Genomic DNA, 14601 nt, shown 5'->3' with positions numbered 1-14601 from the left:
TCACATCCTGCTAGACATGGGGGTGTCGGGGGCTTGCCCCTGACGGGGCACTGTGTTTTCAATTTGTGATGTGTTTATAGCTTTGCTGATAGATGAGCAGCGCAGCCAGCTAGGAGTTAGACCCGATTTATTAAGTATCTAATGTTGATGCTGGCTGTGGGTATCATGGAGCGAAGCGACCGCTTTTGGGGGATCGATCAAGTTAGACGTGGGGGATGAGACTGACGCGCTATCGCTTGTCGGCTTCGCACTGTCTCTACATTTCCGCTACGCTCCAATATAGCAGCCAGCACGAACCTGAACTAAATATACTTAAATATTTATTTAAGTATTTATGTATATACGAAGTTTAGATACGGAGTACACATAACCGCATTAGACTATTGAGATGATTTTTAGCAGTAATTCTTAACATTATTTTGTTGCACTACCTTTTGAAAGGTAAATACTTCCTATCGATGAAAGATATCGAAATGGTTTATCTATACATAAAAAAGAGACGTAACACAGGCTAAATCTGGTGATTATTTGAACGTTAATGAGCTTTAGATGAGCGAAAACCTCCGCCGTAAAGCGGATACAATGAATAGGGTTAGTGAGGGGAGAGGGGTAATTGCCCTTGATGGCTACTCAACCAGCTTGATGTAACGCTAGTATACTCATTAAGCCTCGATGCATTGAAAATCTCTTGGATACCTGCAGCGATGGTTCGGAAGTTCAACCATTCAAAGCGCAACCCTTTCTTGGTGGCACGCTCGCGCGATGCGATAATTAAATCACAAATATTTTTGCGAGTGGTCACTTTTAAATCGTTAAAGAACTTCGCTGTAAATTGCTTGTAGCCTGCAGCACTGCGAACTGTACCGTTTTCATCGTCGACACACACATTAATTCTCTCGGTATACATGTATGAAGCTCGACGTAGGTATTTCATTACCTTTGCAAATGATTTAGGGGCAATGTATTCCCCCCAACGAAGGGCATAATCTTCTTGCAGTTGATCGTAACTGATTGTGCTCAGTCCAGCTTCTGTTGGTAAGCCAACACGTCCACCTATCAAATCAGTGTTTGGTAAGATACAGGCAAGCACTTTTGCAATGAGAGTTCGACACTGGATGTTATTTATCGCAGCACCACCCCATGCAAAAAGACCAGGGAAGCGTTGTGGATTGGTAATGAACTCCTCACAGCCTTTTAAGATAAAAGCATACTCATGCGGGAGATCGACCCACTCACCAGAACGTAATAAACGACGCTTGGAAAAGCCAAAAGAAAAATTGGGATTGTTTTCTTGCTCACGAGAGACGACTTCATGATGTAGCGCAATCAATTCATGCTTACGCGACTTACGTTTGGCACGATATTCTTTATCGTACTGTGCTTTGGCTACCGTTGGTGATGGGGTATTAGTCGTTAACATGAGACTCACCCTCAAAGCTATGACCTAAATGGATCTCATTGAGATAACCATTAACAATACGGGTCATTACTTGGGTTTTGAGTCTGTTGGCGTCTTGCTTACAGCAAGATAAATTTATGTTGGTCATAATAGATTCCACAAGATTTTTAGGGTTGCTTGGGTTGAGAGTCCAAACAATAGAAACTTCAATTTACAGAAGATCTCTTTAAAGATCAAATAGTAAATTTTAGATACAAAAAAGCCGTTCACTTGTGGGAGAACGGCTTTTTGCGAATGCTATGTAGTCGGGGTCTCACTCCCAACACATTCTATTATTGAAAAATACACTACATAGAAAACTATGTAGTAGCGTGCTATGTAATGCACTTTTAACTTCAATAACTAAACGTATTATAGTGTAAAATAGGGGGCTTTGACAACCGTTAAATGATACTAAAAATCCATCAATTGGATTTTTAACAACGCTCATTGGTTTGTTAATCAGGAAGAATAACCACAAGAATTCATCATTGTTCTGGCAGACCTTCTCACTTTAACCTCAATCATTTGCATTATGAATCACTATGCGTTACCTACAAAGCGACATAAAAACCAAATCACCATCAGTTGCAGTAGTATGAGCTTATGAAGTTAAAGTTGCTTTTCCTATTTTTCCTAGTATTTGGGTTCATGGGTTGGGGTGTCGCAATCACCAAGCCAGACAATCTCGATCACCTTTCTTCTTTTATGACTTACAACTACGTAAGGTCAGTCGTTTGGTATCACTCTAGGGGCAAGCTGAAAGAATTGGAGAGTATTATCCTTAACGATGATTTAAGTGATGAAGCAGCTATCAAACGCAAAATCAAGAACATGCTCAAACACCGCACATCTGTTTACTTACGAGAATTTAACTCACTCGACGCTCCAATCCAAAACGTCGGGAACCACTACGAAGAAATGTTCGAGTTCGATCCCTTCTTGAATGATGTTTATGAGGTCGTTTTTTCGAATAAAGATGTTCACCTAAAACTAAGTTTGATTGCTGACATTATGGAGGCATACCAAACAAAGGCGAACAATCAACTACTTGAACTAATGAATAATAAGGAAGCTAGGTTATGAAAAAATTTGCTGTTGTATTATCAGGTTGCGGCGTCTTTGACGGCGCTGAAATCAATGAAGCTGTGCTTACACTACTGGCTCTTGAAGAGCGTGGTATCACTTATCAATGCTTCGCTCCAGATAAACCACAACTCCACACAATTAATCACCTAAAAGGTGAAGATCAAGAACAAGCTCGAAATGTACTTGAAGAGTCAGCACGTATTGTTCGTGGTAACATAAGTGCACTATCAGAACTGGACGAACAAGAGTTCTCAGCGCTAATAGTTCCTGGTGGTTTTGGAGTAGCAAAAAACCTATCGACATTCGCTACCGATGGCGCAGATTTTTCCATTGACGTTGAATTTCAAAAAGTAATGACCGCCTTTGCGAGCAAGAAGAAGCCTGTTGGTTATATGTGTATCGCACCAGTGCTCCTACCTAAAGTGTATAACGGTGTTCGCTGCACAATTGGTTACGATGAGGAAACCGCAAGCGTAATCAATAAACTTGGTGGACTGCATGTTGGCTGCCCTGTAGACAATATTGTTGTGGACAACGATTACAATGTTGTCACTACCCCTGCATATATGTTAGCAGGAAGCATAGCTGATGCTAAAAAAGGCATCGACAAGCTAGTAGAGCAAGTAGCTTCCCTTATTTAAAATGTTAAGCCTATGGAAAGCACCTACGATATTCTCTGTGCTATTGGTGTAAGTGCTTTTATGGGTCTTGGACTTTGGCTTGCTCTAGAACTTTTATCTTTGGAATCAAATAGGAATCCCACAATAGCTACAACTTTTGAGGAAAAGCAACCTCCAAAAACAGAGCTTTTGTTTAATACATCTCAGAATGCAATTTTACGCGGAGAGGATGAGATATTGAGAATAAAGCAGGGGAGTACCAACCATCGATTTATTAGTTATTTGTTTGAGCATGAAGGTCAAGATATCCCTATTGAGCAGTTATACCAAGATCTCAGGTTACCAGAAGACACTTACTTAAAAAAACTGATCGCTAACACTAAGTTACCAAAGGAAATAAGGAACCAAGCGTTCATTGTGAGTAAAAGCACAATCCGCTTTCAGACAACTCTCAATTAATAATGCAGCCGTGAGGCTGCATTATCTTGGACAAATCGAAGATATTATCCGCCCTAAAACATCAACTTTAGATAGCTGTTGAAAAGTAAGAACTTCGTCTTTCTGACTACCTAAAGATTGCAACCTAACACCGCTTGATGTGAAAGATAACCGGCGAATAGACACGAAATCTTGAGTTTTGAAAACATAGAGCTTGTCGTCTTTGAAATGTCGGTCTTCAAGATCAATAATCAACTTACTTCCGTCAGGAAGTATATCTCCCATACTATGCCCTTCGACTTGAACATACATTAGGCGATCACTGTGACCAGAAGGGAGCAGTCGAGCATCAAAAAATACAGATTCATCGGCGTCTTTATAAGATTGAATCGATACCGCAAAACTCTCAGGAACAGGTGTCACTTTTGCTCCGTCAATACCAACTCGCAACCATTCAAAGCTAACATTGTAGTGTTCAGCTAAGCGTTTCAGCTTGGTATCTCTTGGAATAATTAGGTCTTTTTCCCATTTTCCTATTGTTGTCCCTGTAACTTTTGCAATACGAGCTACATCTTCTTTCGTCAACCTAAATTTAATCCTCAGATCTTCCAACCGTTGACCCAACGTCTGCATTTCACGTAACCCCAAAAGAAGAAAAACACCTAAATTCTAAGACCCATACCTCATACATGAAAAACGACAAGCAACCTTTTAATAGAACAATCCTACTTAAAGGTTGATTCAAGATTCAATTTCGACTAATTTATAAACACACATACAAATGCCGAAGTAATTTGTGGACTGCTGAGCTAATGAGAAGCTAATTCATTGAATTTTAATATTTCTCGTGATTTTCTCACTAGTTTGAGAAAACAAAACTACTTCTCAGAAAAAGAGACTGTGATATATATCACAGTCATTTTAGGTATTTAAAGCATTTTATCCGTAGTTTAAGTTTGAACTACGACATTGGAGGCTGACAGCTTCCATTTACCGCAAAGAGCGCCGAGGGGCACGGGGTGCGTAATATCCCTAACTTTTAAATCACCTACTACCGCCTGCGTCATGCTGGGGCGGTGACCATGTCCTCTTACCTGAGGCGACTGGGAGTACCAGCTAGTTTTACGCTCTTAATGAGCACTCTTTTATAAGAGTACATAGGTTTGCGCTTCTCTAGTGCAAACCTATGTCCCACTCAGCAAGAGGAGTAATACGCATGAGTAATCTCCACATTGTGTATGGCTTCTGCGAAGACCAACACAAAGCGAGACTCTTTAACCACCTGATTCAAAAAACTTCTATTTTAAGAGTCAAAACCATCGGTCACGTTGCTAACAAAGCGGTTTTTGCTGCACTGACTTATTCATTAATACCTCCCCATACGAATGATATTTCTTGGTTGCAACGCGCCATTCCTAACAAGAAAAAAACAGTGCGTACTGACATAACAGAATGTCCGACCCTGTCTCGAAAAAAGTATCACCAGTTCGAGCTTTCCAATGAGCAAATCAAGCAACTACAGAAAGCCAGCCGTATTTATCGTAAGCAGCGTAACCTCACTCTCACAGAGAAAAATTGGCGGCAACACGTCAACCGTAAAGCCGCATTAAGTGAAGTCGAATGTCTGCTTATGCCAACATTCAAGGACGCTTTCTTTCTCGCACACAATCAACAACCCACGCCATACAGCATTTGGAATGAACCCAAGAAAAAGGAGAAACAATGCCAAGTAAAGACGGCATGACGGGCATTTGGTTTGAAATAGATAAGCAAACCAACCAACGCCTTGAAGCCTCAGCAAAAGCAAATAAGAGGACAAAGCGGCAAGAAGCCAATTTTCGCCTCTGCGATCACCTCGCTCAGTTTGATGAAAAGATGAAGCGCCGAACGACAAGTTAAGTTCGGCGCTTTTTTTCACAACCAAAAGATCCAACTAAAGGATTTATTTTTTATTCACTTACTAAGAAGAAGACTTATGAATACATACTCACCATTTCAAACCACTCTTTCAGGTCGTCAAATCACGCTAATTTTCATGTTAACCATCGTCATTATTAGCCTTTTTGCTCCTGATATGGCTTATGCCGCCGGACTCGATAAAGTCAATGACTTTATGGATAACGTCGCAGGGATCTTACGTGGTGCAGCCATTATTACCGTCACCGTTGCTCTGATGTGGGCGGGTTACAAATTTCTATTCACCAATGCCACAGCAATGGAAGTCGGCAAAATCATCATCGCTGGTCTTCTTATCGGCGGCTCTGCTGAAATTGCAGGTTACTTAATTTCTTAAAGACTCAAAAGTAAGCGTTCATCTTGCTCTGAACGCTTACTTTCCATTTCGGAGATGATATGTCTGAACCTATTTTTAAAGCGTGCACTCGCCCCGCCATGATGTTTTCCGTACCCATGACACCCCTTCTCACATCAAGCATGTTGATCGTTTTTGTCGGAATGTGGGCTAACTACTTTGGGTTTGGAATGTGGTTATTACTATTGATTATTCCTAACTACCTCATCATGCGTGCGGTCACCAAATATGACGACAACATGTTTTCGCTGCTTTGGCTGAAATTCAAGTGCCGTAGAACCAACACGAACCGCCATTTCTATAAAGCAGCCGTCTACAGTCCTATTCCATTCAAGAAGCGAGATTAACTTATGTTTGGTAAACCCAAATACTTTGACACCATCAACAACGAATCCCCTCTTGCCAACTTCATTCCTTATTCCTCACACATAAACAGCCACACTTTAAGCACCAAAGACGGCGCACTGGTACGCATCTTTAAACTGGGGGGGCTGTCATTTGAAACCAAAGACAATGACGATTTAAAGCTGGCACACCAAAGATTGAACAGTCTTTATAAGAGTTTGGCTGAAAGCAATATCAGCCTATGGGTACACACCCTTCGCCGCAAAGTACAGCACTCGATAGAAGGCGTTTTTGATGATGAATTTAGCCAACATTTTGATGCGCGTTATAACGCTATGTTTGGTGATGCCGTCATGGTTAACCAACTTTACATCACGGTAGTGCAACGAAATAGCGACACAAAGATCAAAAAAGGACGTTTTGATTTCGATGCCGCTAAAGCCAAGCTAACGGCAAGGCTCGATGAGTTTGAGCAAATCGCCGATCGCATCCAAACCAACCTATCAAGCTACAACGTCACGCCACTTGGCATTGTAAACGGAATATCTGAGCCGCTCACTTTCCTTAACTACTTGCTGACTACGCAGTGGCAACCCGTCAAAGCAACACCATCAGAAATTCATAACATCATTGGTCATGCTTGGATGAAAGTAGATATGGATACCATTGAGCTTGAAGCCAATGGAAGCACTCGATATTTACAAGGTTTAGATATCAAAGAGTATTGTCAAGACAGCTATTGCGGCTTATTCGACTCGCTCCTTTATACACCTTATGAATTTATCCTAACTCAAAGCCTGAGCTTCTTTACTCGTAAGCAAGGACTCAAATACCTAAAAACACGAGAGAGACAACTGTCCAATTCAGGCGATGACGCAGTGACCCAAATTGCCGCCATGACGCAAGCCAAAAACGATTTAGTTGATGGTCAATTTGCAATGGGTGAATTCCATTTTTCTATGATGGTAATAGGCGACAGCCTTGAGGCGGTAAAACAACACCGAAGTAATGCGCAAAAACTCATCAGCGATAAAGACATCATGGCTGTGCCAACCAAAATAGCCAATGATGCCACGTTCTTTGCGCAGCTTCCCGCTAACTGGCAATACCGACCACGCATAGCGGGTATTACCACGCTCAATTTTGCCAGTTTTGCTCCTTTCCATAATTTCTTAATAGGAAAACGAGACGGCAACCCTTGGGGAAGTGCGGTCACTCGCCTAAAAACCCTGTCTGGTCACCCTTTCTTTTTTAACTTCCATTACACCGTGGATGGTGAAAATAATTTCGGCGATCAGGTCGCGGGAAATACTCGCATGATAGGCATGACAGGCTCAGGAAAAACCGTCGCATTGGGACTGCTTTACTGCCAAGCCCAAAAGTACGCACAAAACAACCCATTTAGCACGGTATTCTTTGACAAAGACCGTGGTGCAGAAGTCATGATACGTGCGCTTGGCGGACATTACTTGCGCGTAGAAGACGGTAAACCTTCTGGTTTTAACCCCTTCCAAATGGAAGCAACACCCCGCAATATCAGTTTTCTAAAAACATTGGTTCGAGTCTTAGCAAGGCGACCTGATATGCCTCTCAGCGTCTTTGAAGAACAATCCATTGACCAAGCCGTGAATACCGTTATGGCAATGGATAAGTCGATCCGCCGCTTGTCCCTCATTAACCAAAATATCGCAGTGGGAACCAGCAAAGAAGAGTTGAGTAATTCTATCAAATTGCGCCTTGCGAAGTGGTGTCAAGGTGGGGAGTTTGGTTGGGTATTTGACAACCCAATGGATGAACTCGATTTTACGGTCGCTCGAAACATCGGTATTGATGGCACTGAGTTTTTGGAAAATGACGAAGCACGAACGCCCATTTCTATGTATTTGCTCCACAGAATGGAAGACATTATTGATGGTCGTCGTTTTATTTACGTCATGGATGAAGCTTGGAAGTGGGTGAACGATGAAGCCTTTTCTGAGTTTGTCGGAAACAAACAGTTAACCATTCGTAAGCAAAATGGATTAGGCGTGTTTGCCACGCAACTTCCCTCCTCATTGCTTGAGTCCCCTCAAGGTGCAGCCTTAGTTCAGTCCTGCTCAACTGAAATCTATTTACCCAATCCCAAAGCGCAACATGACGAATACGTCAACGGATTTGGTTTAACAGAAAAAGAGTTCAATGTTGTACAAAACCTCGGAGAAAAAAGCCGTTTGTGCCTAATCAAACAAGGCTTTAACTCAGCCGTTTGCTCACTTGCCATGCCAGATATGGGTGACGAACTCACCATTTTATCGGCAGGCTCTAAAGAACTTCCCCTATTTGATGAAGCAGTCGCTGAGGTTGGGGATAACCCTTCCAATTGGATACCGGTCTTTCTAGACAAAGTCAAAACCATGAAACAACGTTCTAAAGCCACCGCAAAAGAACAACAAGGAGAATAGCCGATGAAACTCCTCGTATTTTGCCTCGCGCTCACCTTGAGCGCGTGTGCAACATCACCCGCACCCAAACCTGATTACCAACATGCGCCAATAGAGACGATTAACCATGACATTAAATAAGAAAGAGCAAGCTGCCCTCTTTGAGGATTCCGTCGATTTTGAAGTATCGAAATCGATCATGGCGGCAAAATCTGAACATCGAGCTTGGACTATCACCAAAGGAGCATGTGGACTCACCGTTTTATCTTGGTTGGCATTAGCCCTGTTAATGCCACTTAAAACGGTTGAGCCTTATGTTGTCACGGTGGATAAAAACTCGGGTCAAACGCAGGTTGTCAGCGTACTCGATCAAACCACCGATACGCTCACTGAGCAAGAAGCCATCGATCGCTACTGGCTCTCAAACTATCTGCGCTGGCGTGAAGTCTACGACTGGTACACCATCCAAAACGACTACAACAGCACGCTGGCATTTTCTAACCCCGATGTTCAAAGAGAATACGCGTCTATTTTTGAAGGTGACAATGCCCTTGATGTTGCTTGGGGTAAACGAATCAAAGCCACAGTGAAAATATTGAGCATTGTCAATGATGCTCAAAACCATATGGCGACCATCCGCTTTGAAAAAGCCATAAAGCAAGTCGAAAGCAAAGATAAAGGCAATGTAACGGTTTGGGTTGCTACCGTTGGCTATCGATACGTTCCCGATAAAGAGATGAGCCAAGCGCAGCGTCTCGTTAACCCTCTCGCCTTTGAAGTCACCTCATATCGCGTTGACGAAGAACTCGTCCGTTAAGGAAAGACCATGAAAACACTTTTGTTGATTGGATGCCTCTTTGCGGTATCCAGCTCTTGTTTTGCCCTCGATGTTCCAGACCAATCCCGCCGCGACAGTAATATTCAATCCACGGATTACCATAATGATGACGTGGTAGCGATCACCGCCTACATTGGCATGTCTACGCACATTGTGTTTAGCCCTGATGAAAAAATTGAACATGTCTTTACGGGATTTGCTGACGGTTGGGAAACCACCCCGAAAGGCAATCACTTATTTATCAAAGCCATTTCAACCACAGGAACCCAAACCTACTTTGATGAAGAAGGCAATGAGGTCAAAGAAGAAATCCTCATCACTCCAACTGTCAAAGATTGGAAAACAAACCTGAATGTGGTGACCAATAAACGCAACTATTCATTTGCACTCAACCTTGGTTACGGCTCAAAAGGCAGAAGACAGAATACCTACCGCTTGACGTTTAGTTACCCCGCCGAAGAAGCGAAGCGCAAAGCCCTTGAGCTAGAGCGTTCAAAATTGCGGGAAAAATTCACACCAGAAGTGAATGCAAAGAACTGGGATTATGTTATGCAAGTGGGTAAAAAATCTCGCAACATTGCGCCTGTCAAAGCCTTTGATGATGGTCGATTTACGTATTTGAGTTTTGCTCAAAACAGTGAAATTCCCGCCATTTTTATTGTGACCGAAACGGGACAGGAAACCCTGATTAATAGCCATATCTCAGCGCATGATCCTGACACTATCGTCATTCAACGGATCTCAAGACAACTGGTATTACGTCTCGATAACGCCGTCGTCGGCGTCACTAACCAAGCCTTTGACACCCTTTCAGTAGACACGCGCTCCGGAAGTACAGTGAAAGGCGTGAAACGAATTATCAAGGAGTGAGCATGAGTGAACAAAACGAAACCTTAAACGGTGAAGAACTCTTAAATCCCAATCAACCTGATCGTAAGAAAATAGCAGCATTCGTTGGCTTTTGCTTAGTGCTTATTGCTCTTGTTGGAGGCTTAGTTTGGTTCAAGTTGTTTTCTCCAAAAGAAGAAGCACCATCGATACCCAACACCAACATTTCAACGACAACTACCACAGCAAGTACCAGTAGTAAAAGCCGCTTTCAAGCAGGGCGAACATTTGAATTTGAAGACGAAGTCGCAATAGAGCCACCGCCTCCACAACCTACTGTTGTGGAGGAGCCCAAAGAGGCTCCGCCTCCACCGCCCAAAAAAGAAAATCATGAGGTAAAAGCTCGAAAAACTGTATTGCTGGACAAAAGCAGTGCTTCCTCTTCAAAAGGGGGCATTGGACAAGGAGGCTCAGAAGGTGGATTAGGGATAGTCCCACAAACAGCAACCCCACCAAACACCCAAACCACGGACAGCTTTAACTTATTTGCTGGAGAGCAAGACTCTTCAGGGCTTGCGAGCAAGCTTACCGCGACAAAAACCAATAAAGCATTAGCTGGCGTCCTTTACAACCGTGACTACTTACTTGCGAAAGGGGCATACATAGATTGTGTACTCAATACCAGCTTAAATTCTACCGTGGCAGGTATGACTAAATGTACGCTCACTCGCAATATTTATAGTGATAATGGGACAACCTTACTGCTTGAGCGAGGCTCCGAAGTAACAGGAGAGTATCGAGCGAATATTGCGCAAGGACAAAGCCGCCTCTTTGTCCTGTGGGACAGAATTAAAACGCCCCACGGCATCGTGATTGACCTTGCCTCTCCTGCAACCGACAGCTTAGGGGCTGGCGGTGTGGATGGTTATGTTGAAACGCACTTCTGGCAACGATTCGGGGGAGCAATGATGCTCTCATTAGTAGACGATTTCGCCGCTTACGTAGCGACAAACGGCGGTAAAAACGTCAATAACTTTGAGAATTCATCAGACACCGCGCAAAACATGGCGGCAGAAGCGCTCAAGCACACCATTAATATTCCTCCAACGTTCTACAAAAACCAAGGCGAACGAGTAGGCATTGTGGTTGCTAGAGATTTGGATTTTTCTACAGTCTATCAACTAAAGGTGAACCAATGAATGCGCCATTAGAAACGGCTGGCTCTATCGTTGAACGTGACGCCTCCGTCAAGTTTCTCTTTCAACCTATCGAAAAATGGCTCAATGATCATGAGATCACAGAAATTGCTATCAATAGACCGCTTGAGATTTGGATAGAAAAGAATAGCCATTGGCAGTGCTTTGATGTACCAGATCTGACTTATGATCGTTTAATGTCAATGGCAACCTCTGTTGCCGCCTTTACCAATAACAACATAGCGGTCACAACGCCTATGCTGTCTGCTGTGCTCCCTAAAGGGGAGCGGGTACAGTTTGTGATACCGCCAGCGTGCGAAGAAGGGACAGTCAGCCTCACGATCCGTAAACCTTCATTCACGAATCGCCTACTCACTGATTATGCAAAAGATGGTTTTTTTGAGCACATACGCCCTATTAAAAAAGGGTTAACGCCCCTTGAAGAAAAACTGCTTGAACTCAAAGATAGCGACGTTCAAGCGTTTTTAGAACTTGCGGTCTTGAGTGAAAAAAACATCGTCATTGCAGGAGGGACAGGAAGCGGAAAAACAACATTAATGAAAGCGTTAATGGAACTTATTCCACATGGTCAACGCATCATTACGATTGAAGATGTACCAGAACTATTTTTGCCTAATCACAAAAATTGCGTACACCTGTTTTATCCAAGTGAAGCCTTACCTGACGATCCAGTAACCAGTGCAAAACTGCTTAAAAGCTGCTTACGCATGAAGCCTGACCGCATCATGCTCGCTGAGTTACGAGGTGCTGAGACCTTCGATTTTATCAATGTCAACGCATCAGGTCACGGAGGAAGCATTACCAGTTGTCACGCTAATTCTGCGCAATTGACGTTTGAACGACTGGCAATGATGGCAATGCAAAATCCACAGGGACGAGCATTGCCTTATGACGTCATCAAAACATTACTCCACCAAGTCATCGATATCGTCGTGCATGTGACCAACGATGTTCACAGCAATGAAAAATTAGGACGACACATTACCGAAATTTGGTACGCCCCCAACAGTGCAACCGCCTAACCAATGAGAAAAATGGACGTCGATACCAAGTGAGGAACGAACCTGGTATCGACGTTTATTTTTTCAGGAGCTTTCATGCAAAAAAAGAAACTTATCGGAGGCATTCTTGCCATTCCGATTTTAGCCATACTCGCTAGTTACCTTGCAGGTTACATTTACTTCTTCATCAGTGATGGTGATATTTCACAAGTCACCCCTCTCACATTCATTGAGCATTGGCGTTACTACCATGACAACATGCTTTATCAAAAGTCATTGAACATTGCCGCCTTTGCAGGAGGAGGAATAGCCTTTGTTGTCCCACTACTTGCCATCATGTTTGCAAACCGTAGCATCGAACAACTTCATGGTTCAGCACGATGGGCAAACAGCAATGAAATATTCCAAACTTATCAACTGTCCAAAGACAAGGATGATGGAAAAGGGATCTTAATTGGTCGTTTAGGAAAGCGTTTCCTTTACTACATGGGAAGCGCATTTGTTTTTCTAGCGGCGGCAAGCCGGACAGGTAAAGGCATTGGGATCATCATTCCTAACCTCTTGCGTTGGTTTGATAGCTGCGTCGTCACTGACTTCAAAAAGGAAAACTTCGCCATTACCTCTAAGTTTAGGCAAACCGTCTTAAAGCAAGATGTGTTCTTGTTCAACCCTTTTGACGAATCCGGCGAAACACATCGATATAATCCTCTTGGCTATGTGCGAAATGATCACTTAACCATTCCAGATATATTGACCATTGCCGAAATGCTTTATCCAACCGACGTTGGCGACTCGACCGCAAAATACTTTGCATCAAGTGCTCAAAGTTTATTTTTAGGCTTGGCTCTGTACGTTCGTGAAACACCAGAACTTCCCTTCACCATTGGCGAGGTGCTAAGGCAATCGAAAGGAAAAGGGAAACCACTCAAAGAGCATCTTAGTGAGATCATCGAGGTTCGAAATGACTTACCCGCCGCTTGTTTAGAAGCGTTCAGTGACTTTCTCGCACTCGATGAAGATAAGGGGCAATCAGGTGTGTCCAACACTTTGAAAGCAGCCCTTCAAGATTGGAACAATCCTATTTTTGATGCAGCAACCAGTGCTAATGATTTTAACTTTCATGATCTGCGCAAGAAACGCATGACCATATACATAGGCGTGACACCGGACTACATACCGGTATCAGGTCGCATTCTGAATCTGTTTTTCAGTCAGCTTATTAACCTCAATACCAAGGAACTACCTGAGCAAAACCGCAGCCTAAAATACAAAGTTTTACTTTTAATGGATGAGTTCACAGCAATGGGACGAAGCGGGATCATCGCAAAGTCGAATAACTACTTTGCTGGCTATGGCTTGCAACTGTTGACCATTGTTCAAAACCCCGCTCAAGTCAAAGCCAAGGAACCCGAAGGCTACGGACAAAACACAGCAACAACGTTCATTAGTAACCATGAAGCACAATTGATTTACACGCCGGAAAAAGAAGATGCGGAAGAAATGTCCAAGTTTCTAGGCAACAAAACCGTAAAATCTAAAAGTGAACAGCGTACAACGGGGAAAAGCGGAAAGACGATCACTGAAAGTGAGAATAAGCGCGCTTTGATGCTCCCTCAAGAGCTACGTGAAATGCCTTTTGAAAAGCTCATCATCATGATGCGCGGTAAAAAACCCATCTATTGCGACAAAATTCATTACTACCAAGAATCACCTTTCATTGACCGATTGAAAGCCATTTCGCCATCCCTTGGTCAAATCAAAGGCAACCCGACAAAAGATCAGATGGATACCGCGATTGCTGCGGGTGAACTTCAAATCACGATCGCTTCTGTCGCTCAAGAGATTGTACAACCTATCCCTGTGTTTGCATCGCCACTGGACAACCTTCCAACGACTATTGAGCAAGCAAACAATGAACCAGAGAAATCATTGGTTGATGAAGAAGCTTTAGCCTCACTGAATGAAAGCCAGTACGACGAAGAAGAGTTTCCAGAGTTCTAACATCAAGCTCGCTTTTGGCTGCTATATGCCCTGCATGTAGAGACAAAAGGAGTAC

At 43.1% G+C, this 14601-nt stretch carries 16 protein-coding genes; 13 read left to right on the top strand and 3 right to left on the bottom strand.

Annotated elements, in window-relative coordinates:
* Positions 1 to 592: 592 nt before the first annotated feature.
* Both KJB05_RS28490 and KJB05_RS28485 read right to left on the bottom strand, forming a co-directional pair.
* Positions 593 to 1420, bottom strand: coding sequence for a hypothetical protein (locus KJB05_RS28490; RefSeq protein ID WP_182028138.1), 828 nt, complete (start codon positions 1418 to 1420; stop codon positions 593 to 595).
* On the bottom strand, positions 1407 to 1547 hold the full coding sequence (locus KJB05_RS28485; protein ID WP_213053135.1) for a hypothetical protein: 141 nt from the start codon (positions 1545 to 1547) through the stop codon (positions 1407 to 1409). The genes KJB05_RS28490 and KJB05_RS28485 overlap by 14 nt, the downstream gene beginning before the upstream one ends.
* 497 nt (positions 1548 to 2044) lie before the next feature.
* Here KJB05_RS28485 and KJB05_RS28480 point away from each other — a divergent pair, with 497 nt between their 5' ends.
* From KJB05_RS28480 to KJB05_RS28470, 3 genes are read left to right on the top strand one after another with little or no spacing between them, the layout of a single operon-like run.
* Positions 2045 to 2524: a hypothetical protein gene (locus KJB05_RS28480; RefSeq protein WP_200769258.1), complete on the top strand. Its 480-nt coding sequence runs from the start codon at positions 2045 to 2047 to the stop codon at positions 2522 to 2524.
* Positions 2521 to 3168, top strand: a complete 648-nt coding sequence (gene elbB, locus KJB05_RS28475; RefSeq protein ID WP_208445873.1) for an isoprenoid biosynthesis glyoxalase ElbB — start codon at positions 2521 to 2523, stop codon at positions 3166 to 3168. The genes KJB05_RS28480 and elbB overlap by 4 nt, the downstream gene beginning before the upstream one ends.
* Positions 3169 to 3180: 12 nt before the next feature.
* Positions 3181 to 3606 (top strand): hypothetical protein, encoded by a 426-nt coding sequence (locus tag KJB05_RS28470; protein ID WP_208445872.1) that lies wholly within the window; start codon positions 3181 to 3183, stop codon positions 3604 to 3606.
* A 21-nt stretch (positions 3607 to 3627) separates the two neighbouring features.
* On the opposite strand, the gene KJB05_RS28465 is transcribed toward KJB05_RS28470, so the two are convergent.
* The gene (locus KJB05_RS28465) at positions 3628 to 4218 is read right to left on the bottom strand and encodes an XRE family transcriptional regulator (RefSeq protein WP_208445871.1); all 591 of its coding nucleotides are present in this window, start codon (positions 4216 to 4218) and stop codon (positions 3628 to 3630) included.
* Between the two features lie 583 nt (positions 4219 to 4801).
* On the opposite strand from KJB05_RS28465, the gene KJB05_RS28460 reads away from it, so the two are divergent.
* From KJB05_RS28460 to KJB05_RS28415, 10 genes are all read left to right on the top strand, one after another.
* Positions 4802 to 5329, top strand: coding sequence for a hypothetical protein (locus KJB05_RS28460; RefSeq protein ID WP_208445870.1), 528 nt, complete (start codon positions 4802 to 4804; stop codon positions 5327 to 5329).
* On the top strand, positions 5308 to 5484 hold the full coding sequence (locus KJB05_RS28455; protein WP_182028129.1) for a TraY domain-containing protein: 177 nt from the start codon (positions 5308 to 5310) through the stop codon (positions 5482 to 5484). The genes KJB05_RS28460 and KJB05_RS28455 overlap by 22 nt, the downstream gene beginning before the upstream one ends.
* 76 nt (positions 5485 to 5560) lie before the next feature.
* Entirely contained in the window at positions 5561 to 5878 is a 318-nt protein-coding gene (locus tag KJB05_RS28450; RefSeq protein WP_208445869.1) for a TrbC/VirB2 family protein, read from the top strand.
* A gap of 59 nt (positions 5879 to 5937) precedes the next feature.
* Entirely contained in the window at positions 5938 to 6243 is a 306-nt protein-coding gene (locus KJB05_RS28445; protein ID WP_182028131.1) for a VirB3 family type IV secretion system protein, read from the top strand.
* A 3-nt stretch (positions 6244 to 6246) separates the two neighbouring features.
* Positions 6247 to 8682 carry a VirB4 family type IV secretion/conjugal transfer ATPase gene (locus KJB05_RS28440; protein WP_208445868.1) on the top strand — a complete coding sequence of 812 codons (2436 nt, stop codon included), beginning with the start codon at positions 6247 to 6249 and terminating at the stop codon, positions 8680 to 8682.
* Between the two features lie 106 nt (positions 8683 to 8788).
* Entirely contained in the window at positions 8789 to 9478 is a 690-nt protein-coding gene (locus KJB05_RS28435) for a type IV secretion system protein (protein ID WP_200769252.1), read from the top strand.
* Positions 9479 to 9487: 9 nt separating this feature from the next.
* Complete coding sequence (gene virB9 / locus KJB05_RS28430) at positions 9488 to 10369, top strand: P-type conjugative transfer protein VirB9 (RefSeq protein WP_208445867.1); 882 nt, start codon at positions 9488 to 9490, stop codon at positions 10367 to 10369.
* 2 nt (positions 10370 to 10371) lie between these two features.
* Positions 10372 to 11526, top strand: coding sequence for a type IV secretion system protein VirB10 (virB10, locus tag KJB05_RS28425; RefSeq protein WP_208445866.1), 1155 nt, complete (start codon positions 10372 to 10374; stop codon positions 11524 to 11526).
* Positions 11523 to 12566: a P-type DNA transfer ATPase VirB11 gene (gene virB11, locus KJB05_RS28420; RefSeq protein WP_200769250.1), complete on the top strand. Its 1044-nt coding sequence runs from the start codon at positions 11523 to 11525 to the stop codon at positions 12564 to 12566. Before virB10 ends, virB11 begins: the two co-directional genes overlap by 4 nt.
* Before the next feature lie 75 nt (positions 12567 to 12641).
* Positions 12642 to 14546: a type IV secretory system conjugative DNA transfer family protein gene (locus KJB05_RS28415; protein ID WP_208445865.1), complete on the top strand. Its 1905-nt coding sequence runs from the start codon at positions 12642 to 12644 to the stop codon at positions 14544 to 14546.
* Positions 14547 to 14601 lie beyond the last annotated feature (55 nt).

Source organism: Vibrio sp. B1ASS3, assembly GCF_905175355.1.
In the GTDB taxonomy this organism is placed as follows: domain Bacteria; phylum Pseudomonadota; class Gammaproteobacteria; order Enterobacterales; family Vibrionaceae; genus Vibrio; species Vibrio owensii.
Note: the sequence above shows the minus strand (reverse complement) of the source record. Positions and strands in the feature narration are given on the sequence as shown.

Bases quoted from the DNA above. Each gene is read 5' to 3' on its own strand.
- virB10 (WP_208445866.1), top strand. From the start codon at position 10,372: ATGAGTGAACAAAACGAAACCTTAAACGGTGAAGAACTCTTAAATCCC.
- KJB05_RS28460 (WP_208445870.1), top strand. From the start codon at position 4,802: ATGAGTAATCTCCACATTGTGTATGGCTTCTGCGAAGACCAACACAAA.
- KJB05_RS28455 (WP_182028129.1), top strand. From the start codon at position 5,308: ATGCCAAGTAAAGACGGCATGACGGGCATTTGGTTTGAAATAGATAAG.
- KJB05_RS28480 (WP_200769258.1), top strand. From the start codon at position 2,045: ATGAAGTTAAAGTTGCTTTTCCTATTTTTCCTAGTATTTGGGTTCATG.
- virB9 (WP_208445867.1), top strand. From the start codon at position 9,488: ATGAAAACACTTTTGTTGATTGGATGCCTCTTTGCGGTATCCAGCTCT.
- KJB05_RS28445 (WP_182028131.1), top strand. From the start codon at position 5,938: ATGTCTGAACCTATTTTTAAAGCGTGCACTCGCCCCGCCATGATGTTT.
- KJB05_RS28485 (WP_213053135.1), bottom strand. From the start codon at position 1,547: ATGACCAACATAAATTTATCTTGCTGTAAGCAAGACGCCAACAGACTC.
- KJB05_RS28435 (WP_200769252.1), top strand. From the start codon at position 8,789: ATGACATTAAATAAGAAAGAGCAAGCTGCCCTCTTTGAGGATTCCGTC.
- elbB (WP_208445873.1), top strand. From the start codon at position 2,521: ATGAAAAAATTTGCTGTTGTATTATCAGGTTGCGGCGTCTTTGACGGC.
- KJB05_RS28465 (WP_208445871.1), bottom strand. From the start codon at position 4,218: ATGCAGACGTTGGGTCAACGGTTGGAAGATCTGAGGATTAAATTTAGG.
- KJB05_RS28415 (WP_208445865.1), top strand. From the start codon at position 12,642: ATGCAAAAAAAGAAACTTATCGGAGGCATTCTTGCCATTCCGATTTTA.
- KJB05_RS28470 (WP_208445872.1), top strand. From the start codon at position 3,181: ATGGAAAGCACCTACGATATTCTCTGTGCTATTGGTGTAAGTGCTTTT.
- virB11 (WP_200769250.1), top strand. From the start codon at position 11,523: ATGAATGCGCCATTAGAAACGGCTGGCTCTATCGTTGAACGTGACGCC.
- KJB05_RS28440 (WP_208445868.1), top strand. From the start codon at position 6,247: ATGTTTGGTAAACCCAAATACTTTGACACCATCAACAACGAATCCCCT.
- KJB05_RS28450 (WP_208445869.1), top strand. From the start codon at position 5,561: ATGAATACATACTCACCATTTCAAACCACTCTTTCAGGTCGTCAAATC.
- KJB05_RS28490 (WP_182028138.1), bottom strand. From the start codon at position 1,420: ATGTTAACGACTAATACCCCATCACCAACGGTAGCCAAAGCACAGTAC.